This is a genomic window from Bacillus sp. JJ1532 (assembly GCF_036965085.1).
GTDB lineage: Bacteria > Bacillota > Bacilli > Bacillales > Cytobacillaceae > Cytobacillus.
This window is the reverse complement of the sequence record NZ_JBALOW010000050.1, coordinates 133,240-155,165: the sequence shown is the minus strand read 5'-3', so window position 1 is coordinate 155,165 and position 21,926 is coordinate 133,240. Positions and strand designations below refer to the sequence as shown.

Below are 21,926 nucleotides of genomic sequence, written 5' to 3'. Positions count from 1 at the left end.
CAGTTTTCAAAGAACTATCATATCGCTCAGAAGCGACTTTTCTAATATAACATGTGCTGAAGCTGATGTCAACACTTTTTAAAAACTTTCATCCGCCTGCTGCACTTCATTTTATTCAACAAATTGCAGCGACGGATATTAATATATCAAGTATTTAATAAAAGGTCAATAACTTTTTTGTTTTTTTACAATAACTTTTTACTGAGTTTATAATACCGATGAAAGACACCTTTCCCCTTTGTTTCTATCGTTACTACTTCAATCATATTTCTATCGATTAAATATTCTATCAGTATTCCTAAATCAACTGAATAGTACTGTAATTCTTTATGGTTTATCATTTCATTAATGGACCAGAACTCTTTTTCTGATAGAACATCCACTAAATGACTGATTCCGCTTTTAGTTTTGGAATGGATTAAAAACTCACTCGCTAAGAAAAGAAGCTCTAGCCTTTTATCTAAAGGCTCATGACTGTTTACTAGTTCTTCATATAATTTTAATATTTCCGGTTCAATTTGTTTAATTTGCTGCCATACTGTTACCTCTGGGTGAAAGCCTTGCTCAGTTAAGGCAAGTCTAGCAAGATGATGAAGGGAATGAACTACATGATTATACGCATCTAAATAATGTCCATTTTCAAAAAAAACCTTCCCGTCCATATACCGACGAATTAGTTTTGCAAATTCTATTCCCATTTTCAATTTACGGCCATTGAACGGGAAATCTCTAAGTTCTGTATTAATCTTATGAAAATATTCATTACGTTCGAAAATTACTTTCCCGCTATATAACCATTCGAAAATCTTCTTATTCGAACCAAGTAAAATCCATTCATGCAGCTGCTTATCCGTAATCATATATAAGGCTGCCTTCTGATCGTTATAAGTATAATGCTTAACATATACGGGTGACTCAGCTTCCTTAACTAAAATGAGCAAAACAACATCAAAGGTGTTTGTTGCTGGCGTATTCTTCTGTTGTTTCTTTATCATTAACACTCCGAGAGTATTAGCTTGACTAGCTCGTTCTTGATAAATGGGGCGGAGAATATCTTCCATTACTATTCCTCCATATTTTTATTAGCTTCTATAATTATTGGGATTTTATTGTGCGATCAATCTTTATCTTACAAAATCATGCTTTTAAGCATGGATTAAATATATCTTCGACAATTTTTTCAAATAATCCTTCCTAAAAAAGAAAAGCTGCACACTTTTTCTTATTTCGATTGGATTCTTGAAATCTTATTTCTCTCCTATACTACTTATTATCTTTCATTTGATATGTTATAGTATTTCCGTAGGAGGGACTTAAATGGCTAAATATTCAAGTAAAATCAATAAAATTCGAACATTTGCCCTTGCTTTAATATTTGTCGGTTTTTTAGTCATGTATCTTGGGATCTTTTTCAGAAATTCCCCTCTGCTCATGACCATCTTTATGCTTCTTGGAACCGTCTTTATTATTGCTAGTACGGTAGTATATTTTTGGATTGGGATGCTATCAACTAAGACAGTGCAGGTTGTTTGTCCAAATTGCGGTAAACATACAAAAATATTAGGTCGCGTTGATATGTGCATGTATTGCAATGAACCGTTAACACTAGATCGTAATCTAGAGGGCAAAGAATTCGATGAAAATTATAATAAAAAATCTCGGTCGTAGCCGAGATTTTTATTTTTCCCCTTAACTAACTGCTCAAACGAAAATGACCATAAAAATAAGCTGTCGGCACTTTGACCAGCAGCTTTGTTTTATTAATGCGCCTCTTTAATTGAACACTCAGGGCAGGTTCCATAAATCTCCATACGATGATGGCTAATCTTAAAACCTGTAACATGAGATGCTAAATGCTCAACTTCATCTAGACCAGGATAATGGAAGTCAACGATTTTTCCGCATTTTTCACAAATCACGTGGTAATGATGGGTTGTTACAAAGTCAAAACGACTTGATGCATCTCCATAAGTCAGTTCCTTAACAAGTCCAACCTCACGAAATACTCTTAAATTATTGTAAACTGTTGCCACACTCATATTCGGAAACTTTCCTTCTAAAGCCTTGTATATATCGTCTGCTGTAGGGTGTGACATGGAGTTTATTAAATATTCAAGTATCGCATGACGCTGTGGTGTTATGCGAACTCCAGTATCCTTTAGAGTGTCCAGCGCTTCCTTTAATTGAATTTGCGCCACCGGCCATGCACCTCTTTTCTAACAAGAATTATTACTTTATAATCTTTATAAATAGTTTACTCATTCAATAGTACTTTTGTCAACATTGCAAACTACAAAATGGGTAGTTGAGGCTTTTTATAAAATCTGATTCAATCGGAAGATTTTTTTATCCCTCCTCTGGTTTCAATGATTCTTAATTTACTATATGTTTAATAAATATATTTAAAAACATAAAAAGAAAAAAAGCGAATCCTATAAGATCCGCTTCAAAATATATCTGAGGAGGTATGCCCTAATAAAATGATATTCAAAACATTTCCAGATGAGTGGACAAAAGCCTTGTTAGCAAAAAATAGGCTGTATTTATGAAAGATTTTCCTTAATATACTCAAGTGCTTCCTCTACATGCCCCTTAACCTTCACCTTTCTCCATTCCTTAACTAGCTTGCCAGCTTTATCAATGATAAAAGTAGAACGTTCAATTCCCATATATTCTTTCCCAAAGTTTTTCTTTAGCTTCCAAACGTCATAAGCCTCTGCCGCTTTATTCTCCTCGTCTGCAAGTAAGATAAAAGGCAAATCATATTTTTCAATAAATTTATCATGGCGGGCAAGCGGATCAGGACTTACACCAAGAATAACAGCATCCACATCTGCGAATTCACTATGCTTGTCCCTGAAATCACATGCCTGTGTCGTACATCCAGGAGTCATATCCTTTGGATAGAAATACAGGACAATATTTTTTTCTCGAAAATCAGATAGTTTAATCGTTTCCCCGTTACTTGCTTCAAGTTCAAAGTCGGGAGCTAATTCTCCTATCGAAACGGCCATTGAAATTCCTCCTATATGCTTTTTCTTAAGCCTATCCAATTCTTCTAAGAAACACAACAAAATCAACTTGACAACAGCTACAATTTCTTTTCCATCTCAAACACCGCTCTAAATACGAAAGCAGCCGGAATCGTATAGCCAATGAGCGCTTCAAGCACCGCTATCATTCTTCCGACCCCAATAGGGGCAATGTCTCCATAACCTACGGAAAATAAGGTTACTGCACTGAAATAAAATCCTGTTTCTAATTGATTCAGAAAATCACCATCTAATCCAACAGTTCCTTCCATAAAAACAGTATAGCCATTCGTTTCAAGAAGAATATATATGAGTCCGAACCCAATCATGACGGTTACATAAATAAAGGCCAAATAAATAAAGTTTTCAAAGCTAACCTTTTTTCCTTTAATTGTGTGTGGCAAAAACAAAGTTCTTATGCTCATGATCATACAGAAAACAATTAATACAAGGGATATATAAAAAACCATTTACACGCCCACTTTCCTCTTTGCCTCTCTTAAACTATACGCTTATCGTTAAATCCATATGACAGCCTGTACATTTAAGAAAAGTCGCAATTATGAAACGAAGCATTCTAGTCCCAAAACATGATAAGATATGATAAGTTAGCACCTAAATCAAGGAGGATTCACATGCAATTTACAAATTCAGAACGCATACATAAAGAAGCACTTGAGCATATTGTCGGAGGAGTGAACAGCCCTTCCCGTTCGTATAAAGCTGTTGGCGGCGGAGCCCCAGTCGTTATGGAGAGAGGTCAAGGAGCATATTTCTGGGATGTAGATGGTAATCAATATATTGATTATTTAGCAGCTTATGGACCCATTATTACAGGTCATGCCCATCCGCACATAACAGAAGCCATTAAGAAAGCTGCTGAAACAGGTGTACTATACGGAACACCTACTCCCCATGAAGTTAAATTTGCCGCAATGCTCAAGGAAGCCATGCCAGCGTTAGAAAAGGTCCGTTTCGTTAATTCTGGAACGGAAGCAGTTATGACAACGATTCGCGTGGCACGTGCTTATACAGGCAGAGACAAGATCATCAAATTCGCTGGCTGCTATCATGGACACTCTGATCTCGTTCTAGTTGCTGCAGGATCAGGACCAGCCACACTTGGAACGCCAGATTCAGCTGGTGTCCCAAAGAGTATTGCTCAAGAGGTTATTACAGTTCCTTTCAATGATATCGAGCCATTTAAAGAGGCATTAGAAAAATGGGGAAGTGAAATTGCAGCCGTTCTTGTGGAGCCAATTGTCGGGAACTTCGGTATTGTTGAACCAAAGCCAGGTTTCTTGGAACAAATTAATGAATTAACACATGCAGCAGGTGCTCTTGTTATTTATGATGAGGTCATAACCGCTTTCCGATTTATGTACGGAGGTGCACAGGATTTATTAGGCGTTACCCCTGATTTAACTGCAATGGGAAAAATTATTGGCGGTGGCTTGCCAATTGGTGCATACGGCGGGAAGAAAGAAATCATGGAAAAAGTGGCTCCATTGGGGCCAGCCTATCAAGCAGGAACAATGGCAGGAAATCCGGCATCCATTTTATCAGGAATCGCATGCCTGGAGGTTTTACAGCAAAAGGGTGTATATGAGTATCTCGACAGACTTGGAGCGTTGCTTGAGGAAGGAATTGCAGCTGCTGCAAAGGAATACAATATCCCTATTACAATCAATCGTTTGAAGGGTGCGCTCACAGTCTATTTTACGAATGAAAAAGTTGTTAATTACGACCAAGCAGAGAACACAGACGGAGAAATGTTTGCGAAATTCTTCAAGCTCATGTTAAAACAAGGAATCAACCTGGCGCCATCCAAGTATGAAGCATGGTTCCTTACAATCGCACATACAGAGGAAGACATCGAAGCAACGATTCATGCAGTACAAAACGCCTTTCAAGCATTAGGGGAAGAATAAATATTAATCTCATTCATATGATTGTAGGAGCGATTTTTTTCGCTCCTTTTTTCTAAATACAAATAGTACAAACTCTTGTAAAAAATTTGCGAAAATGCCCATTGTACTTCTCCTTATATCCATGTATAGTACATTAATGTCATGGTCGTGAAATTACTTTTAAAGAATTTGCTTGTTAATTTAGCAACTAATTCGTTATGATTACCTTTACTAGTTTAAGTTAATAAACAGAAGGCATCTTCTGATAGAAAGGAAACAAATAAGTATGAAGCTTGGTGCCCGCATACTAAAAACAGGAATCGCAATTATTCTATCATTATTTTTATCTCAGGTTTTTCAGCTGCCTTCTCCAGTCTTTGCAGCCATTGCGGCGATTTTCGCGATTCAGCCGACCATTTACCGATCCTTCTTATCTATTATTGAACAGGTTCAGGGAAATGCGATTGGGGCACTTACGGCAGTAGTGTTTGTTCTATTATTCGGCAATGATATGTTCATTATCGGGTTAGCAGCAATCGTTGTAATTACCATTAACTTAAAGCTTAAAATAGAAAATACAATCGGATTAGCACTCGTAACCATGATTGTCATCATGGAAACACCTAGTGATGAATTTATCCAATTTGCTCTTATCAGGTTTTCAACTGTCATGTTAGGGGTTTTTTCAGCTTTTATCGTTAATTTGCTATTCCTGCCTCCGAAGTATGAGAAAAAATTATACTACGGCATCTCAGATATTACAGAAGAAACGACCAAATGGATACGGCTTACGATTAGACATGCCTCAGAGCATAAACTGCTAAAAAATGATATTGGGAAAATGAAGGCAAGTGTTAGAAACCTGGACCATTTATATAGTATGTATAAGGAAGAGCGAAACTACTTCAAAAAGGACACGATTCCCAAATCACGAAGGCTCGTTATTTATCGGCAAATGATTTCAACTGTAAAAAGATCGCTGGATACATTGAGGAAATTACATCGTTTTGAAAATGATCTTCAAGAAATGCCTTTGGATTACCAAAATGCTATTCAGCAGCAGCTAGACTGTCTTATTCATCATCATGAACATATCATGTTAAAGTTTATTGGAAAAGTACGCCCGAATGTGATCTTTGAAGAGGGAGACATCTTCCTAAATAGGAAAGAGCTCTTCAACCTCTTTATATCTCAAAAGAAGGAAGCTTCCTTAGAGGATGAAGATATTCTCTCACACAACATGCAAATCATCTCGGTTATTATAGACTATAATGAGCAAGTCGAGCATCTTGATAAGTTAATCACTAGCTTCCAAACCTATCATAAAAAAGCAAATGAAATGTCGATTGAGAAATAAGCGAAAAAAGGGCATCCAGCGCGGATGCTCTTTTTTTAACTTTCAAGCTGTTGCACTTGAAAAAGCTTATAATAATTGCCTTGCATTTTCATTAGTTCTTCATGGCTGCCCGCTTCGGAAATCTCTCCATGCTCAATTAAGATAATCCGATCTGCATGTGTGATTGTTGATAGTCTGTGGGCAACAATAAAGGTTGTCCGATCCTTAGCAAGCTCTTCTAATGCTTCCTGAATTAAATGCTCGCTTTCTAAATCCAATGCCGAAGTGGCTTCGTCCAAAATTAAGATTGGCGGATTTTTAAGAAAAATTCTTGCAATTGCCACACGCTGTTTCTGCCCGCCTGACAGCTTGACTCCGCGTTCTCCAACCTTCGTATCATAGCCATTGGGCAAATTCATAATGAATTCATGAGCATTAGCAGCCTTTGCAGCTTCAATAACCTCTTCATCTGAAGCTCCCGGTTTTCCTAATAAAATATTCGTTTTGACTGACTCACTAAAGAGGATATTATCCTGAAGAACCATTCCGATTTTATCCCGTAAGGTGCGAACCTTAAATGACCGGATATCTTTTCCGTCTAGAAGGATTTTTCCCTCTGTTACATCATAAAACCTCGGAATTAACCCTACTAATGAAGACTTTCCTCCCCCGCTCATCCCTACAAGAGCAATGGTCTCCCCTTTTTTTACATTCAAACTAATATTTTTAAGAACAAGCTCTTCCTTCTTATCATAGGCAAAGCTCACTTGTTCAAAATCTATATCACCATGAACAGCTTTGCATTCCACTGCGTTCGGGGCGTCATCAATATCATATTTTTCATCTATTAATTCGAACACCCTATCCATAGAGGCAATGGATTGAGTTAAAGTTGTTGATGAATTTACAAGTCTTCTGAGTGGATTATATAACCTATCAATGTAGGCAATGAACGCCATCATTGTTCCTGTAGATAAATCCCCTTGAATGACTTGGTAGGCTGAGTAGCCAATGACAAGCAATGGGGCAACATCCGTTATAGTGTTAACAACGGCAAATGCCTTTGCATTCCACTTTGTATGATCAATGGCTTTCTTTAGAAAATTATCGTTTTGCTTATCAAACTGAGTTTGTTCATAATCTTCAATGGCAAAGCTTTTTATAACAGCCATTCCCTGAACTCGTTCATGGAGATAACCCTGGACTTCCGCTAATGCTTGTGAACGAGCCCTTGTCAGCTTTCTTAAGTTGCCGAAAAAGTACCTTACGGAAAACCCATAAAACGGAAAAAGAATTAATGAAACAATCGTTAAACTAAAATCCATTTTCATCATGATCGCTACAGCAATAATAATCGTAGCGATATCGAGCCATAAATTCATCAATCCAGTAATAACAAATGTTTTTGTTTGTTCAACATCGTTGATCACTCTTGAAATGACCTCGCCAGCTCTCGTGTTTGCATAATATTTAAAGCTTAGCTTTTGTATATGTGTGAATAGGCCATCACGAATATCGTACAAAATTTTGCTCCCTACCCATTGGGCAAAATACTGCCGATAATACTCAATCGGCGGACGAACAATGACAAAAATAATAATCATAATGCCCATTATTTTGAATAAACTGCCTGTCTTATCAGCACTGCTCAAGTCTGAACTCCCTACAATATCATCAATAACATATTTGATTAGTAATGGAATTAATAGGGGAATCGCAAACTTTATGATTCCAATGATGAGCGTAATGATAATCTGCAGGCGATATGGCTTAACAAAATGCATATAACGCCGGATGCTGTCCAACTTGTTTCCCCCTCTTACCTTTTTTAAACATATAAAAACCTGTTGATTCATCGGTCAACAGGCGTGCCATTTGGGCTTTCATCCATTTTCATTAACGTCTGTAGGTAAGATATCGTTCATACCAAATATCAATAAAATCGGGTGCAAATGGACCTTTTCTTTGACGAATCCAATGAATTAATTGATCGACATTGGATTTTAAAATATGGTCGATAGGCTCGGGATAATTCATTTCCTGACGATGCTTCTCGTATTCATCCTCATCGAGCAGATTGAAGGTCATGTCTGGAAAAACCTTAATATCCAGGTCATAATCAATATATTTCACTGCTTCCCCGTCAAAAATAAATGGGGAACTAATATTGCAGTAATAATAAATCCCATCCTCGCGAATCATTCCAATGACATTAAACCAATATTGGGAGTGAAAATAACATATTGCTGGTTCTCTCGTAATCCATGTCCTTCCGTCAGATTCCGTTACAACAGTCCGGTCATTTCCACCAATGACCAAATTTTGTGTTCCTTTTAAAACGGTTGTTTCCTCCCAGACGCGATGGATGTGCCCATTATGTTTATAGCTATGAATTTGTACTGGTTCTCCTTCTCTGGGTACGGCCATTCATTTTCCCCTACTTTCAATAAATCCCGGGCTTTGCAACCTATCCAAATAAGAGAGACAAGGCTTGTCCTCCTACTGTCGGGAGATGAGAGGTGAGAAAAGAAGATCATATGCACGAAGCTCATTTACTTTTCCATAATCTTATCCCACTCATGTCTCCAATAAATTTTACAAATGATTAAAGGCAACAAAGAACGAATACTTTTTTCTATTATTATAACGGTTTAAGTAGAAATTTAAAACAAAGAGCCATTGAAAATCGTCAATGGCTGAAAGAAAAACAGTATAGGGATATAAATTTTACTTTTGCTGCGATTCACTAGTATTAAATATTCATCTACGTATCTAATTGATCTATTGTCAAACGGTTACCTTCATATCCTGATAGGAGCGAATAACCTCTTCTGTTTGCGTTTCGAACAGCTGATGTATGTCTTTAAGCTCTTTTCGCAAATTCGAAATTTCGATTTGAATACTTTCAAGCTCGGTTTCTTCTTGGAGGGCATTGAGCTCCTCCTCTATTTCCTCACAGCGCTCAAGTTCACTTTGGAGAAATAGAAGCTTTTCCATCGTTTGCATTTGTTCGGATACTAAATGGTTAAAGTTTTTCATTTGATTGTTTCACCGTCCCATTTATTTTTCTTTTGTATGTATTCGCCCATAACCTTGTCTTTCCTTTGACTACTTCTGTTGATTAGATAGAGGTTTTGTCGAAAAAAGAAGGGCTGAAGGAAATCAAAGTACTGCCATACTAGAGCATTATATCCGCAAGCCCGATCGAATAGACTTGTAAAGGAGATAACAAGCAAAAAAAAGAAGGCGCCCTTTCGAATGAAGAGCGCCTTCCATTTAAATTACTGACTTTGCTGACCAGAGTTTTGAGCTTTTTTAGCTTCAGCTTGTTGGTTTTGTTGTCTAACCTCTTGAGCATTCGTTTCGCTAGCAAACTCTGTACCGAACTGGCCTTGAGCACCAGCTGCTCCAGCACCAGCAGATTGAGCGTTTTGTTGTCTAACTTGTTGAATGTTAGTTCCAGCTTGAGATTGGTTTGGTTGTTTTGCCATGATTATCACCTCCACGCTCTTTAATTTAACCAAGCGCAGAAAAAATATCCTAGAATTTTAAAAAACTGCAGCTGGGGTGGAAAATATCTTGTCCTCTCTACTAACGGCTGTTAATCATGGCAAAGTCTCATTTCAACACTTAATCAAACGAGTAAGGATATTCCCCCATCAACAATAATTGTCTGGCCACAAATCATGCTTGATTGATCACTTAATAAAAACATAACCGCATTCACCATATCTTCAATTTCAACCATTCTCCCAGCTGGTGTTTTTTTCCTTGCTTCGGCTAGAAGTTCTTCTCGATTTGGAAAATGTGTGAGTGCCTCTGTATCTACAGCACCGCCTGATACTGCATTTACAGTAATATTTTTAGCAGCAAGCTCAACAGCCAAATATCTTGTTAAGGCTTCTAAAGCGGCTTTCGAAACGCCTACAGTTGTATAATTTTCCAAATAGCGAATGGAGCCTAACGAGCTGATGCTGACAATTTTGCCTCCTTCGTTTCTTTCCATTAGCTTTGCGGCCTCTTGGGCACAAAATAATAAAGCCTTGCTATTTATATTCATTGTCCAGTCCCAGTGAGATTCTTCAAGCTCCATTGCGGGGCGCAAAACCCCAGAAGCGGCATTATTTACAAAAACATCTAACCTGCCAAATTCCTGATCAATCTCCTGAAATAACTTTTTTATCTTCTCTACGTCACCGACATTTGCTTTTACAATTAAAGCCTTTCTTCCTAATGCTTCAATTTCCGCAGCTGTTTCCATTGCAGCAGTTTTGCTTCTCGCATAATTAATGACAATATCATAGCCATCCTTTGCCAATCTGATAGCTGTTGCTTTTCCAATTCCCCTGCTGCTCCCAGTTACTAATGCTACTTTTTGTGCCATTATCCCAATTCCTTTCTTCATATAGGCAGTGTTATGAAAAAATCACTAACATTTCGCCAAATTCTTCTAATGCCCATTTTATCTTTTTCATGTATATGTAGCAATTGAGATCAGAACAATACTAAATATGATAGATGAAAGGAAGAGGATTATGTATAACGGCCGAGACATGACTGAGCTGTCAATGATGTCCAAAACAGATTGGGAAGATCAGGAGCTAACTTATTTTCACCATTCCTTCCAGCAAATTGTCCCGTATTTAAATGCGGAGGGTCAAACGATCCAAAGGGAAATTATGGAGGAAATCCAAAATCGCGGGGGGTTAAAGAATACGAAGAGGTCATGATGTGAGTGATGTGGGATATTTGACTGCTGAGAATGTAAGTAGCGGTCACATTGAGTTCATCAATGTGACCTTTTATTATTAACACTTACGTTGGATCTTTCTACATTAGAGATTCATCGTTTCCATAAATTGCTTAAATATTTTCTGATGAGAAACAGAAAAGGCATACTGTTCCATTTCCTCCAGCGTAACGAGCTTCAAATCATCTGCTTCTTTTTCAAGTGTAAGCAACTTGCCTTTATAGGCATTGATATTCCACGTCAAATGGGAGAAGACATGCTCAATTTGCCCGATCATTTCGTTGACTTGAACGTCAGCCTGAAACTGCTGTTTCACTACTTCCACTAACTGATTAGATTCGTGTTCATAGGGCAAGAGAATTTCTGCATTTGGAAACTCCCATAGATTCGCCAACAGCACTTGATCATCCCTTTTATGAATTAGAATTCGACCTTCCTCATTTGTTAGAACCGCAGCTGCAATACGGACATGACGATGTTTTTTATTTTTCGTTTTAACGGGAAGCTCAGTATGTGTTCCAGCGTGGAAGGCGTGGCAATGCTCGCGAACCGGGCATAATAAACACTTTGGGGATGTAGGAGTACAGATTAAGGCTCCGAGCTCCATCAAAGCTTGATTAAAATAGGACGGATTTTCATGAGAGATAAGCTTTCTTACCGCCTCTTCAAATGTTTTCCTAGTCGATGGCTTTGCAATATCCTCCCATATTGATAATATTCTTGATAAAACCCTCATTACATTTCCATCAACTGCAGGTTCTGGAAGCCCGTAAGCGATGCTAAGAATAGCCCCAGAAGTGTAAGGTCCTACTCCTTTTAACGAAGAAATTTCCTTTTGATTATTTGGAACCTTCCCTCCGTATTTTTCCTCGACTTCCCTGACTGCCGTTTGCAGATTTCTCGCCCGAGAATAATAGCCCAATCCTTCCCAAGCCTTCAGCACCTTATCTTCCTCAGCCTCCGCTAAGGCTTTAGTTGTCGGAAACAGCTCTATAAACCGATTAAAATAGGGAATGACCGTGTCAACTCGTGTTTGCTGAAGCATAATTTCTGAAACCCAAACTTTATAAGGGTCCTTGTCTCTTCTCCAGGGCAGGTCTCTTTGTTCAGCTCGAAACCAACTGATTAAATCGTGCTGAAAGGTGTTTATATCTATATGTTTAAGCTCTTCTAATTGATTTTTATTCAATTTTTCTCCTCCAAGATATTGTAAAAAAGTAGTACAATCCTTTAAAAAGGATTAACAATCGTTAAAACGGGAAAATTATATAGACGTATGTTTATATGTTTGACACACATTTCTAGGAGATTGCATTCTTTGATTGTAAACAATATTTGAACTTTTTGCTTCAATTAAGCAACTCTTATAAATTTAACATCTTTTTGTGGTGAAACAAGCAAAAACATAATAAAATTAACCCTATAATGTTTTCTATAATAAGGAGGTTTTTCCTCTTGGATACAGGCACACATATTGTAATGGGTCTCGCTTTAGCTGGAATAGCTACTCTTGATCCGGTCGTAGCAGAAAATTCAGCTACAACAACGAGCGTAATGATTGGGGCCATTGTCGGTTCACAAATCCCCGATATTGATACAGTATTAAAGCTAAGAAGCAACGCTGTCTATATACGCAATCATCGCGGGATTACCCATTCTATTCCTGCTGTTCTCCTTTGGCCTATAGTACTTACTTCCGTCATCTACCCTTTCTTTCCAGGTGCGAATTTACTCCATCTTTGGAGTTGGACGTTTATCGCTGTTTTTCTCCACGTTTTTGTTGATATTTTCAATGCTTATGGGACCCAAGCCTTAAGGCCATTTTCATCAAAATGGGTCGCATTAGGAGTTATCAATACATTTGATCCATATATATTTGGAATTCATATCGTTGGCATTCTAATATGGGCATTTGGTGCACATCCTGGATATACATTTCTGCCTATTTACGTCATGTTGATTTTCTATTATATTCTTCGATTTAGGGCTCAAAAGAAAGTTCATAATGAGGTAAAAAGAATGATACCTGATGCAACTGATATCATTATTGCCCCAACAATGAAATACAATAAATGGCGGATTGCTGTCATGAATAAGCACCAATTTTTTGTCGGACGCGCGGAAAATCATGAAGTGAAAATTATCGATCAATTTTATCGGGTCCCTGTGCCTGAAACACCAGTATTGGAGGCTGCTAAAAAAGATAAAAACCTGTCTGCCTTTTTATCCTTTTCTCCTGTTTATCGTTGGGAAATTGACGAATATGATGAATATTATGAAGTTCGTTTCATCGATCTTCGTTATCGCAGCAATGATTATTACCCTTTCGTTGCTGTTGTGCAGTTAAATCTGGATATAGAAATCATCACATCCTATACGGGATGGATTTTCAGTGAAGAGAAACTCCGTAAAAAACTGGATATTATCCCTGGTTAATGAAAATATCTGGCTCTATTAGCCAGATATTTTTAATGCAGCTTCTTCGGATCCTGTTCCAATAAGTGTTTATATTTCGGATTTTCGGCAACAAATTCATGCAGCTTATCACCGTAGTGTTCAATCCATTGACTAACAACCTTTTCAGTCATTTCACTGCCCTGATATTTCCTGCCTGCTTTAGCATAGGTTGTTTCGAAATCATCCCAAAGCAGCTCAACCCATGTTTGAGCAAGACTTGCTGAAAGGAAGTTATTTTTCTCAAGAAGCCTTTCATATAATCTCTTTTGATATTCATTCATTTTCATGACCTCTTTCCAATAAAAGACCATCATACAGTTTAGTGAAAAGTTAATACTATTATTACGTGATGAGCATTTGCCAATCGCATTTGTTTTTCACGCACTTACATCCCTTGTCAGGAGGAGTTTTAATGGTGCGTAATAAAGCAAGAAACTTCCCAAACCAAATCAAAAATAAATTTGGCGGAGAGCCCCGTGCGAAAGCGGAATATGCATCTACAAGGGCAGACGGAACAATTAATACACAACCCCAAGAAAGAATGAGAGCATCTTCAAACCGCGATAGTGATACACCCGAATTTTAAACTTTTTTCAAAATGAGGAGGCTGTATAATGGCTAAACCGCGGAATTTCTTTAACTCAAAAATTAAAGCACCAAATTTCCGTCCAAAACATGCTCATTCACAAATAAACGGCGAGACTCAGCTCACTCAAAACCTCGTCATTTTAGAGGCGGAAACAAGGAAAAGATCATAGCAGAATTGGAGAGAGGGAAATTCTCCCTCTCTCAGCTTTTTTTCAGCATTGAAATTGGAAGGGCCTCTTCCCCTTCACTGCCTTTCAAACGAAATCCCCAGGCAAACACTCCATTCATATAATCAATCTTAAAGTAAGCGCCAGGGTCCCCTTCAATTTCGTAAATCTCCCCCGCTTTATAATCATCTGGGTTCAATAAATAGGCTTTTGCCATTACTGCCTTTCTTTCAAGCACAGCATACTCATTGACCATTCCCATTTGTTCTGCTTTTCTTGCCTTTTCATTTAGCTTTGATATTTCCTGCTGTAGTTCATACGCTGTCATATCGCTATATCTTTTATCCTGCATTGTATTCACCTTCCTGTCATGCACCTTTTCTAAGTTAAAGGTTATCCTAATAGTATCCATAGTAAAGTATATTGAAAATCTAACAATTAGAAAAGGGAAAAAGCTACAGCAGATAATCTTCAGATTTGATACAATATGTGATTAAGGCAAACGGATTGGGGTGTTTTAAGGATGAATTCCATCATCATAACAGATGCGGGCTCAGGATTAGCAAAGGTGCCTGGCACCTTAAAGAGAGTCATTTTATAAAAAAAAACTATTCCTTCAATTCCTCGATCATTTGCTCGATCAATTCGATAGAAAATCCCTTACGATACAGCGTCTGTTTCATTTTTTGCTCATATTCAAAATCACTTAGAGCGGAAAATTTCCGATGTGCCTTTTCAGCATGAGAACGAAGTGCCGTCATTTCCAGATCTTCACCTTTGTCCATATCTGTTTCAGTAATGGCTGCTTGAATCATTTCCATTGAATAGCCTTTTCTATAAAGCATCTGTTCAAGCTTTTGCCTCATCACCCTAGAAGAGTCTTTAGAATTTTTTTGTACAAATTTTTCACAGAGCTTAAGTGCGGTTTCGAATTCGTTTTCATAAGAGTATTCCCTCATAGCTAATTCGATCAAATTTTCAGTTATGCCCTTATCTCGCAACTCTCCACGAATGATTCTTGATCCTTTGTCAGTTGTATTCATTGACGTCCGAACAAAAGCGATGGCATACTCTTTATCATCTAAAAATTGATACTCATATAATTTATGGATAACTTCCCGAATAATCATTTCGGCTACATCTTTTTCAGCTAAATATTGGCGTATTTCTTTTTCCGATCTCATTCTTTTTGATAAGTATTGGATAGCTCTGTTATACGCTTTGCGAATGTCATCTTGATAAGCAATTTCAGATATAGAAAATTCGTCCAGCTCCATGCCTTTTTTTAGGCTGTGCTTAATAATTACATCTTCATCCACGCTAAAGGCATATTTTTCATCCAAAAAAATATTATAACGATCTTTATTTTTTTCCTGTACAGAAATTTTTGTAATGATAGGCATATTTATCACCTCATCTTTAATGTACCATATTTGAAAAAGGATTTATGAAATATATAGAGAACATGTAATGAAAAAGATTAATTACGGAGGATAGATCCATGAAGATTGCTTTGACTGGCGGAACTGGCTTTATTGGTGGAGCATTGGCAAAGGAATTAGTAAAGAACGGGCATGAAATTTTTATCCTAACGAGAGATGCAAGTATAAGAAATAACACTGATAAGATTAAATATATCTCATGGTTAAATGATGGGGATGTTCCAGAAGAAAAATTAGAAGGGATCGATGGTTTAATAAATCTAGCAGGTGAATCCATTAATAGCGGGAGATGGACGGAAACCCGCAAGAAGAGAATTCTGGATAGCCGGATTTCTGCAACAAGAGAAGTATTGAGGATTTTAGTACATTTGAATAAAAAGCCAAAAATTTTAATAAATGCCAGTGCTATCGGATATTATGGCACTTCACCTACAAATACTTTTTCGGAGGACTCTTCAGAAAAGGGAGCAGACTTCCTTTCAATTACTGTACAGAAATGGGAGACTGAAGCATTTAAAGCAAAGGAGTTAGGCATTCGTACCGTTTGCTGCCGTTTTGGCATTATTCTTGATAAGACTGATGGGGCTCTTCCAAGAATGGCCCTTCCTTATAAACTTTTTGCCGGAGGAAAAGTCGGATCGGGTGAACAGTGGGTTTCTTGGATTCATCTAAGAGATGTTGTAAACGGCATCATTTTTTGTATGGAAAATAAAAATATGGAGGGCCCCGTTAATTTTACCGCACCTCATCCTGTCAGAATGAAAGAATTTGGGCAAATTCTAGGGAAGACACTGCAGCGTCCACATTGGATACCTGCACCAGGATTTGCATTAAAATCCTTGCTAGGTGAAATGAGCGTGCTCGTACTTGAAGGACAAAAGGTACTCCCTGAAAAGCTTGCATCCAATGGCTATCCGTTTCTCTTTAAGCATTTACATAAAGCTTTAGCAGATATCTACTAAAAGCTAGTATCAAACTTTTCACTTAAGGGAAAAATAAGGATGGTGTGAATTTTTACCTTATTTTTTTTGAAAGGGTGATCCATTTGGATAAAAAAACAAAGGATAAGAAGAAACGATCATTATCAGCAACTCAAGAGGTTCTATACTCCCGCGAATTCAAAATGGCTGACCGAGCTGGCGGTTATGTGGACAGACCAAAGCATTAATTCCCATCTATATTTTTGGCAGGATTGTTAACAATAAAATACGGAAGCAACTTTTGGTTTCCGTACTTTATTGTTGAAAGGGGTTTTTGCAATGGGTCGTTCACGCGGACAAAGATCTCGAGACAAAAATAAAGCTTCACTTCCACAAGTACCAAAAAATATGAAATCTGATGGCATCGATGAGGAATTCTCACAAGAGCTAGCCGATCAGGCAGATCTTGAGGCTCAAGCTCGTGCCAATGCTGCGAATCAAAGAGTTAAAGGAAAGAAACGAAAGTCTTAAAAAAATAAGCAGCAAGGATTGGCTCCTTGCTGCTTATTACGATTAACAATTAGGCTGCTTGTTTTTCAGTAGTATTTCCGCCTTTTCCTAAAAGGTTTTTAACGTATGGAATTGCAATTCTGTCTACGCCCCAGAAATAAGCACCGCTACCTGTGAATAGTAGAATAATGGCAGTAGTATAAAGGATAGGGTTTACGCTTGTTGTTCCGGCTAATAAAAAGTTAAGGTTCATAAATGCGCCTGCAATAAGTGCTGGAATGGTTGCTGCTCCAAGAATAAGTCCAATTCCTACTAGAACTTCACCATATGCAACTAGGGTACTGAATAAATCTGCGTTCGGTAGAGCAAAGTTTTCTAAAAATGCTGCGTACCAGCCTTGTACTGCCGGGTGATCGCCTCCCGCTTTGGCAATGGCTCCTTGTATAAATCCACCAGCATCAAAACCGCCTGTTACTTTACCCCACCCTGCTTCAATCCACTGAATTCCTAACCAAATTCTTAACACAGTCCATGCAATCGCTGCTTGCGGAGTTTTCCACCATTTCATAATAATCCTCTCCTAATTGAATATATTTGTTTGTGAAGTGATTCACATAGTTCGCTAAAAAAATTTTTCTTTTACATTAATTGAAAGCCGGCCAGCTTTATTCTAGAAAGAAAGTAATTCACTTTGTGAAGTTTTTCACTTTCTTTCTACACTCTTAATATAATCCTTTTTTCATCATTTGCCAATGGCTTTCACTAATCTTTCACAAATATAAATTCAATTATGGCTAATATTTGAACATGAGTTGCACATAGCGTTGTGGGTAGTGTGGGTAACTGCTTAAAGGTCCTTTCATAGAATGGTTTTGTGGAATCTTTTCTGTGGATAAGGCTGTGGAGCATTTATCATTATAGACTTTTAGTTATTAATAAACAGGTGGATACTTAAATGCGCTATATATAGCTTCAATAGAAAAAAGCATGAAAAATCGAAATGATTTATTCATGCCCTTCTATTATTAAACGTTTGCTTTTTCCTCTGTCTGTCCATGCAAATGATAATAAAAACCCTTTTGCTTAAGTAGTGACTCGTGTGTTCCCTCTTCAATCAATTCTCCTTCATGAAGCACAAAAATTCGATCTGCATTTTGTATTGTATTTAAACGGTGTGCAATGACAAAGCTTGTTCTTCCCTTCATTAACTCCAGCAATGCGTCCTGAATTTTCAATTCAGTTATCGTATCAATACTGCTTGTAGCCTCATCTAAAATGAGAATTAACGGGTTGGCCAGAAATGCCCTTGCAATGGATAATAACTGCTTTTGCCCCTGACTAATGCCATTTCCGTCTTGGTTTAATAATGTGTTGTATTGATTAGGCAGCTTCATAATAAATGAATGTGCATTTGCCATTTGAGCTGATTTGACCACTTCCTCGTCAGTTGCTTCAAGCCTTCCGTAGCGAATATTCTCCATAACCGTTCCTTGAAACAAAAAGGAATCCTGCAATACATACCCCATATGCTTTCGCAAGCTTTCTTTCTTTATTGCCGAAATAGGCTGACCGTCTATCAGAATACTGCCGCTGTCCACCTCGTAAAAACGTGACAGCAGATTAATCATCGTTGTTTTGCCCGCACCAGTAGGTCCGACAAATGCAGCGGTCTCACCAGAAAAAACATGAAGATTCATATTTCTTACAGTGTTGCCTTCCTCTTCATAAGAAAAGTTTACTTCGCGAAATTCAACCTCTCCTCTTACATTTGAAATTTCTTGAAGGGCGTATTCATTTTGAGATTCGACCTCTTCATCAAGAATATCAAATACCCTTTCTGCTCCAGCAATTGCTGAGAGAAGTGTATTAAACTGGTTAGCTAAGTCGTTCAATGGACGGGTAAACTGGCGGGAGTATTCTGTAAAAATGACAATGGCTCCGATGGAAATCAGTCCTTTTAATGCAAAGATTCCGCCTATACCTGCGATGATTGCAAAGCTAAGATTGTTAAGGAAGTTCATCAGTTTTGGTATAAAACCCGAATACGTCTGCGCCCAATATCCTGCACCCCTTAGCCTCCCTGCTTTTTCTACAAACTCATCCGTTACCTTCTGTTCCTGGGAAAAAGTTTTAATTATTCTTTGCCCAGATATAGTTTCCTCAATAAATCCATTCAGTTCTCCGAGATTTCTCTGTTGCTCTTTAAATAATACCCCTGTCCGCTTCGTAATCCACTTCATCCCTAAATACATAAGTGGAACAATCGTTAAGGTCAGCAAAGTCAATAGCGGACTTAGCCAAAGCATAACTGACACCGTGCCAATAAGGGTAAGGATGCTAGAAAAAATCTGAATGACTGAGCTGTTTAAAGTAGAGCTGACATTTTCAATATCATTTGTAATTCGGCTCATTAATTCTCCATGCTGTCGTTTATCAAAGAAGGGAATGGGCAGCTTATGCAAATGCTTGAAAAGATTTGTCCTCATTTCAAAGACTGTGTTTTGCGCAATTCCAATCATCCAGTAATTTTGAAACCAAAGGGAAAGCGAGTAAACAGCATAAATTCCTGCCAGTCCAAAAAGGAGTGTAATAAAGCCATCGCTGCTTTTAGTCACAATATATTTATCAATGGCCATTCCAACTAAAAAGGGACCTAGCAGCCCTAAGAATGAACTAATAAGAACCATTAAAAGAACTAGAAATAATAACCCTTTATTATAGGAAAGAAATTGCCAGATTCTTTTTATCGTTTGTTTGTAATTTCTTGATGTAGTTTTTTGTTTTCCCCTTGCTTTTTCATGAAGTTTTTCATTTAAAGACGTATTTTTCTTATATTGAAATGGTCTTTTCATCTCATTAAGCATAATTTCTTCTCTCCTCTCTCATTTGAGATCGGAAGATTTCTCGATAGAGTGAAGATTTCTCTAACAGGGATTCATGGGTTCCTTCTGCTAGGAGTTTCCCTTCCTCCAGAAGTAAAATCCGGTCTGCCTCCATCGCTGTGCTGATTTTTTGTGTGATGATGAAGGTCGTACATGTATAATTCTTTAAAGCTTCAAGTAACTTTGCCTCTGTTCTCCTATCTATAGCACTTGTGCTATCGTCTAGAAGAAGAATTTTGGGCTTCCTAACTAGGGCCCTCGCAATGGATAGTCTCTGCTTTTGCCCCCCTGAAAGATTCACTCCCTTTTGCCCAAGCTTCGCTTCAAACATATTTGGAAATCCTTTGATGGTCTCATAGATTTGGGCATCTTTTGCTGCTTCAATGATTTCGTCCATAGAGGCATTTTCTTTTCCCCATGCAATATTTTCTTTTACTGTACCAGTAAACAAAACAGCTTCCTGTGGCACAAATCCAATTTTCCTGCGCAGATTTTCCATTTTCATTTCACGGACATTGATTCCATCAATCAGAACCTCCCCATCATTCACATCATAAAGTCTTGGAATAAGCTGAAATAGAGAGGTTTTTCCTGAGCCGGTTGCCCCTAATATCGCCACCGTTTGTCCAGGGTTTACAGTAAAAGTAATATTCGTAAGCGCCGGTGATTCTGTATCTGGATATTGAAAGGAAACATGCTTAAATTCAACCTTCCCTTCTTTTACATAGAAAGTTGAATCGGCATCTTCCTGATCAGAAAGATCCACCTTTGCATCAAGAACTTCAACAATCCGATTGGAAGAGGCATGAGCACGGGAAAAAGCCATAATAATAAAGGAAAAAATCGAGAATGCCCCGGTAATTCTAGTCGCATAGTTGACAATAGCAACCACTTCCCCTACCTTGACTCCGCCGCTATTCACCTGGATGCTTCCAAACCAGAGCACACCTAAAATCGAGATATTCATAATAATCAATAGCACAGGCATCGTAATTTCCATTAATCTCAATGCCTTAATCGTTTGATCCTTTAAATCCTCATTTGCACGTGTAAAACGTTTTACTTCGTGCTTCCTTCTAATAAAAGCTTTTATTAGCCTAATACCTGTTAAGGTTTCTCGCATGACACCATTCACTGTGTCCAATTTTTCCTGGACCGTTTTGAATAGAGCTCCCCCGATGCTCATGAGCCACTTTAGAAAAATAAATAAAAAAGGAACAACTATGAATAAAATAAGTGCCAGCTTCACATTGACGAAAAATGCCATGAAAAGCCCGCCAATAATCATCAGTGGAGCCCGAAGCATAATTCGCAGACTCATAAATAACGTATTTTGGATTTGGGTGATATCATTCGTCATCCTCGTAATTAGAGATGATGCTGGAAATAGATTAAAGTTGGCAAAAGAAAAAGATTGCACCTTTTCAAATAGGCTTCTGCGAATATCAAATCCAAAGCTCTGACTTGCATGGGCTGCATAAAAGGAATTGAGTACACCTGCCGCTAAAGATATAAGTGAAAATACAAGCATGATGCTTCCCCATTTAATAACAACAGATAGATCACTTTTTAAAATACCCTCGTCAATAATCTTTGCCATGAACAAGGGCTGAACAAGTTCGACAGCAAGCTCTGTCAGCGTTAAGGCAAGCGCAACAGCTACCGCTATCCGGTAGGGCTTTAAATAGGATAATACCTTTAACATTCGTCTTCCTCCAAAGCTGTTTTCGAGTGTTAGCACTATATTTATACAATACTTCGAATCCCTAAATAATAATCGATAATCATATCATATCTCTTTTTACGGAATATTTAAACAATAAAGTGAAGCTTCAATCAGTGGAGGTTTTTCAACGCATAGTAATTGCTAAAACAAATGAAGACATTAGGACGTGGAAATCTTAGTCGGTATTATCCCCCACTGATTGTTAG

General features: G+C 37.8%; 26 protein-coding genes. 10 read left to right on the top strand and 16 right to left on the bottom strand.

Features of this window, described 5'->3' with window-relative positions:
* Positions 1-185: 185 nt before the first annotated feature.
* Positions 186-1,061: a nucleotidyltransferase-like protein gene (locus tag V7122_RS18060; protein WP_335343757.1), complete on the bottom strand. Its 876-nt coding sequence runs from the start codon at positions 1,059-1,061 to the stop codon at positions 186-188.
* Between the two features lie 256 nt (positions 1,062-1,317).
* Here V7122_RS18060 and V7122_RS18055 point away from each other — a divergent pair, with 256 nt between their 5' ends.
* Entirely contained in the window at positions 1,318-1,668 is a 351-nt protein-coding gene (locus V7122_RS18055; protein WP_335343758.1) for a YgzB family protein, read from the top strand.
* 92 nt (positions 1,669-1,760) lie between these two features.
* Here the strand turns inward: V7122_RS18055 and perR are convergent, their stop codons facing one another.
* The 3 genes from perR to V7122_RS18040 all read right to left on the bottom strand — a co-directional run bounded on the left by perR (position 1,761) and on the right by V7122_RS18040 (position 3,502).
* On the bottom strand, positions 1,761-2,198 hold the full coding sequence (gene perR / locus V7122_RS18050; RefSeq protein ID WP_335343759.1) for a peroxide-responsive transcriptional repressor PerR: 438 nt from the start codon (positions 2,196-2,198) through the stop codon (positions 1,761-1,763).
* A gap of 345 nt (positions 2,199-2,543) precedes the next feature.
* Complete coding sequence (gene bcp / locus V7122_RS18045; protein WP_335343760.1) at positions 2,544-3,014, bottom strand: thioredoxin-dependent thiol peroxidase; 471 nt, start codon at positions 3,012-3,014, stop codon at positions 2,544-2,546.
* A 77-nt stretch (positions 3,015-3,091) separates the two neighbouring features.
* A complete protein-coding gene (locus V7122_RS18040; RefSeq protein WP_335343761.1) occupies positions 3,092-3,502 on the bottom strand; it encodes an ion channel in 411 nt (136 codons plus the stop codon).
* 165 nt (positions 3,503-3,667) lie between these two features.
* Between V7122_RS18040 and V7122_RS18035 the strand changes: the two genes are divergently transcribed.
* Positions 3,668-4,963 carry a glutamate-1-semialdehyde 2,1-aminomutase gene (locus tag V7122_RS18035; RefSeq protein ID WP_335343762.1) on the top strand — a complete coding sequence of 432 codons (1,296 nt, stop codon included), beginning with the start codon at positions 3,668-3,670 and terminating at the stop codon, positions 4,961-4,963.
* A gap of 265 nt (positions 4,964-5,228) precedes the next feature.
* Positions 5,229-6,299: an FUSC family protein gene (locus V7122_RS18030; RefSeq protein WP_335528028.1), complete on the top strand. Its 1,071-nt coding sequence runs from the start codon at positions 5,229-5,231 to the stop codon at positions 6,297-6,299.
* Between the two features lie 35 nt (positions 6,300-6,334).
* Here V7122_RS18030 and V7122_RS18025 read toward each other — a convergent pair whose 3' ends face one another.
* The 5 genes from V7122_RS18025 to fabL all read right to left on the bottom strand — a co-directional run bounded on the left by V7122_RS18025 (position 6,335) and on the right by fabL (position 10,662).
* Positions 6,335-8,083, bottom strand: coding sequence for an ABC transporter ATP-binding protein (locus tag V7122_RS18025; RefSeq protein ID WP_335528026.1), 1,749 nt, complete (start codon positions 8,081-8,083; stop codon positions 6,335-6,337).
* Positions 8,084-8,174: 91 nt separating this feature from the next.
* Entirely contained in the window at positions 8,175-8,705 is a 531-nt protein-coding gene (gene ntdP / locus V7122_RS18020; RefSeq protein WP_335343766.1) for a nucleoside tri-diphosphate phosphatase, read from the bottom strand.
* A 360-nt stretch (positions 8,706-9,065) separates the two neighbouring features.
* Positions 9,066-9,317, bottom strand: a complete 252-nt coding sequence (locus V7122_RS18015; protein WP_335343767.1) for a YgaB family protein — start codon at positions 9,315-9,317, stop codon at positions 9,066-9,068.
* A gap of 242 nt (positions 9,318-9,559) precedes the next feature.
* On the bottom strand, positions 9,560-9,769 hold the full coding sequence (locus V7122_RS18010; protein WP_438824060.1) for a gamma-type small acid-soluble spore protein: 210 nt from the start codon (positions 9,767-9,769) through the stop codon (positions 9,560-9,562).
* 143 nt (positions 9,770-9,912) lie between these two features.
* Positions 9,913-10,662: an enoyl-[acyl-carrier-protein] reductase FabL gene (gene fabL, locus V7122_RS18005; RefSeq protein WP_335355013.1), complete on the bottom strand. Its 750-nt coding sequence runs from the start codon at positions 10,660-10,662 to the stop codon at positions 9,913-9,915.
* Positions 10,663-10,813: 151 nt separating this feature from the next.
* Between fabL and V7122_RS18000 the strand changes: the two genes are divergently transcribed.
* The gene (locus tag V7122_RS18000) at positions 10,814-11,008 is read left to right on the top strand and encodes a hypothetical protein (RefSeq protein WP_315667977.1); all 195 of its coding nucleotides are present in this window, start codon (positions 10,814-10,816) and stop codon (positions 11,006-11,008) included.
* Positions 11,009-11,113: 105 nt separating this feature from the next.
* Here V7122_RS18000 and mutY read toward each other — a convergent pair whose 3' ends face one another.
* Positions 11,114-12,217 (bottom strand): A/G-specific adenine glycosylase, encoded by a 1,104-nt coding sequence (mutY, locus tag V7122_RS17995; RefSeq protein ID WP_335528024.1) that lies wholly within the window; start codon positions 12,215-12,217, stop codon positions 11,114-11,116.
* Between the two features lie 266 nt (positions 12,218-12,483).
* On the opposite strand from mutY, the gene V7122_RS17990 reads away from it, so the two are divergent.
* On the top strand, positions 12,484-13,464 hold the full coding sequence (locus tag V7122_RS17990; protein ID WP_335528022.1) for a metal-dependent hydrolase: 981 nt from the start codon (positions 12,484-12,486) through the stop codon (positions 13,462-13,464).
* A gap of 32 nt (positions 13,465-13,496) precedes the next feature.
* Here the strand turns inward: V7122_RS17990 and V7122_RS17985 are convergent, their stop codons facing one another.
* Positions 13,497-13,766: a YfhJ family protein gene (locus V7122_RS17985; RefSeq protein ID WP_335528019.1), complete on the bottom strand. Its 270-nt coding sequence runs from the start codon at positions 13,764-13,766 to the stop codon at positions 13,497-13,499.
* Between the two features lie 134 nt (positions 13,767-13,900).
* Between V7122_RS17985 and V7122_RS17980 the strand changes: the two genes are divergently transcribed.
* Together V7122_RS17980 and V7122_RS17975 are read left to right on the top strand one after the other, a co-directional pair.
* On the top strand, positions 13,901-14,071 hold the full coding sequence (locus V7122_RS17980) for a small, acid-soluble spore protein K (protein ID WP_066298977.1): 171 nt from the start codon (positions 13,901-13,903) through the stop codon (positions 14,069-14,071).
* A gap of 28 nt (positions 14,072-14,099) precedes the next feature.
* Complete coding sequence (locus V7122_RS17975; RefSeq protein ID WP_335343773.1) at positions 14,100-14,243, top strand: YpzG family protein; 144 nt, start codon at positions 14,100-14,102, stop codon at positions 14,241-14,243.
* Between the two features lie 31 nt (positions 14,244-14,274).
* Here V7122_RS17975 and V7122_RS17970 read toward each other — a convergent pair whose 3' ends face one another.
* Complete coding sequence (locus tag V7122_RS17970; RefSeq protein WP_335355010.1) at positions 14,275-14,592, bottom strand: YfhH family protein; 318 nt, start codon at positions 14,590-14,592, stop codon at positions 14,275-14,277.
* 256 nt (positions 14,593-14,848) lie between these two features.
* Positions 14,849-15,643, bottom strand: coding sequence for a recombination regulator RecX (recX, locus tag V7122_RS17965; RefSeq protein WP_335528014.1), 795 nt, complete (start codon positions 15,641-15,643; stop codon positions 14,849-14,851).
* A 98-nt stretch (positions 15,644-15,741) separates the two neighbouring features.
* Here recX and V7122_RS17960 point away from each other — a divergent pair, with 98 nt between their 5' ends.
* From V7122_RS17960 to V7122_RS17950, 3 genes are all read left to right on the top strand, one after another.
* The gene (locus V7122_RS17960; RefSeq protein WP_335355008.1) at positions 15,742-16,644 is read left to right on the top strand and encodes a TIGR01777 family oxidoreductase; all 903 of its coding nucleotides are present in this window, start codon (positions 15,742-15,744) and stop codon (positions 16,642-16,644) included.
* Between the two features lie 83 nt (positions 16,645-16,727).
* Positions 16,728-16,850, top strand: coding sequence for a YfhE family protein (locus V7122_RS17955; RefSeq protein WP_151537531.1), 123 nt, complete (start codon positions 16,728-16,730; stop codon positions 16,848-16,850).
* Between the two features lie 91 nt (positions 16,851-16,941).
* Positions 16,942-17,133: a YfhD family protein gene (locus V7122_RS17950; protein ID WP_066298870.1), complete on the top strand. Its 192-nt coding sequence runs from the start codon at positions 16,942-16,944 to the stop codon at positions 17,131-17,133.
* A gap of 49 nt (positions 17,134-17,182) precedes the next feature.
* Here V7122_RS17950 and V7122_RS17945 read toward each other — a convergent pair whose 3' ends face one another.
* From V7122_RS17945 to V7122_RS17935, 3 genes are all read right to left on the bottom strand, one after another.
* Positions 17,183-17,680 carry a DoxX family protein gene (locus tag V7122_RS17945; RefSeq protein WP_335343778.1) on the bottom strand — a complete coding sequence of 166 codons (498 nt, stop codon included), beginning with the start codon at positions 17,678-17,680 and terminating at the stop codon, positions 17,183-17,185.
* 457 nt (positions 17,681-18,137) lie between these two features.
* Entirely contained in the window at positions 18,138-19,976 is a 1,839-nt protein-coding gene (locus V7122_RS17940) for an ABC transporter ATP-binding protein (protein WP_335528012.1), read from the bottom strand.
* Positions 19,969-21,699, bottom strand: coding sequence for an ABC transporter ATP-binding protein (locus V7122_RS17935; RefSeq protein ID WP_335528010.1), 1,731 nt, complete (start codon positions 21,697-21,699; stop codon positions 19,969-19,971). The genes V7122_RS17940 and V7122_RS17935 overlap by 8 nt, the downstream gene beginning before the upstream one ends.
* Positions 21,700-21,926 lie beyond the last annotated feature (227 nt).

What these genes read in the sequence shown, in the direction of transcription:
- V7122_RS18060 (WP_335343757.1), bottom strand. Translation starts at nt 1,061, where the DNA reads ATGGAAGATATTCTCCGCCCCATTTATCAAGAACGAGCTAGTCAAGCT.
- V7122_RS18055 (WP_335343758.1), top strand. Translation starts at nt 1,318, where the DNA reads ATGGCTAAATATTCAAGTAAAATCAATAAAATTCGAACATTTGCCCTT.
- bcp (WP_335343760.1), bottom strand. Translation starts at nt 3,014, where the DNA reads ATGGCCGTTTCGATAGGAGAATTAGCTCCCGACTTTGAACTTGAAGCA.
- V7122_RS18040 (WP_335343761.1), bottom strand. Translation starts at nt 3,502, where the DNA reads ATGGTTTTTTATATATCCCTTGTATTAATTGTTTTCTGTATGATCATG.
- V7122_RS18035 (WP_335343762.1), top strand. Translation starts at nt 3,668, where the DNA reads ATGCAATTTACAAATTCAGAACGCATACATAAAGAAGCACTTGAGCAT.
- V7122_RS18030 (WP_335528028.1), top strand. Translation starts at nt 5,229, where the DNA reads ATGAAGCTTGGTGCCCGCATACTAAAAACAGGAATCGCAATTATTCTA.
- ntdP (WP_335343766.1), bottom strand. Translation starts at nt 8,705, where the DNA reads ATGGCCGTACCCAGAGAAGGAGAACCAGTACAAATTCATAGCTATAAA.
- V7122_RS18015 (WP_335343767.1), bottom strand. Translation starts at nt 9,317, where the DNA reads ATGAAAAACTTTAACCATTTAGTATCCGAACAAATGCAAACGATGGAA.
- V7122_RS18010 (WP_438824060.1), bottom strand. Translation starts at nt 9,769, where the DNA reads ATGGCAAAACAACCAAACCAATCTCAAGCTGGAACTAACATTCAACAA.
- fabL (WP_335355013.1), bottom strand. Translation starts at nt 10,662, where the DNA reads ATGGCACAAAAAGTAGCATTAGTAACTGGGAGCAGCAGGGGAATTGGA.
- V7122_RS18000 (WP_315667977.1), top strand. Translation starts at nt 10,814, where the DNA reads ATGTATAACGGCCGAGACATGACTGAGCTGTCAATGATGTCCAAAACA.
- V7122_RS17985 (WP_335528019.1), bottom strand. Translation starts at nt 13,766, where the DNA reads ATGAATGAATATCAAAAGAGATTATATGAAAGGCTTCTTGAGAAAAAT.
- V7122_RS17975 (WP_335343773.1), top strand. Translation starts at nt 14,100, where the DNA reads ATGGCTAAACCGCGGAATTTCTTTAACTCAAAAATTAAAGCACCAAAT.
- V7122_RS17970 (WP_335355010.1), bottom strand. Translation starts at nt 14,592, where the DNA reads ATGCAGGATAAAAGATATAGCGATATGACAGCGTATGAACTACAGCAG.
- recX (WP_335528014.1), bottom strand. Translation starts at nt 15,643, where the DNA reads ATGCCTATCATTACAAAAATTTCTGTACAGGAAAAAAATAAAGATCGT.
- V7122_RS17960 (WP_335355008.1), top strand. Translation starts at nt 15,742, where the DNA reads ATGAAGATTGCTTTGACTGGCGGAACTGGCTTTATTGGTGGAGCATTG.
- V7122_RS17950 (WP_066298870.1), top strand. Translation starts at nt 16,942, where the DNA reads ATGGGTCGTTCACGCGGACAAAGATCTCGAGACAAAAATAAAGCTTCA.
- V7122_RS17945 (WP_335343778.1), bottom strand. Translation starts at nt 17,680, where the DNA reads ATGAAATGGTGGAAAACTCCGCAAGCAGCGATTGCATGGACTGTGTTA.
- V7122_RS17940 (WP_335528012.1), bottom strand. Translation starts at nt 19,976, where the DNA reads ATGCTTAATGAGATGAAAAGACCATTTCAATATAAGAAAAATACGTCT.
- V7122_RS17935 (WP_335528010.1), bottom strand. Translation starts at nt 21,699, where the DNA reads ATGTTAAAGGTATTATCCTATTTAAAGCCCTACCGGATAGCGGTAGCT.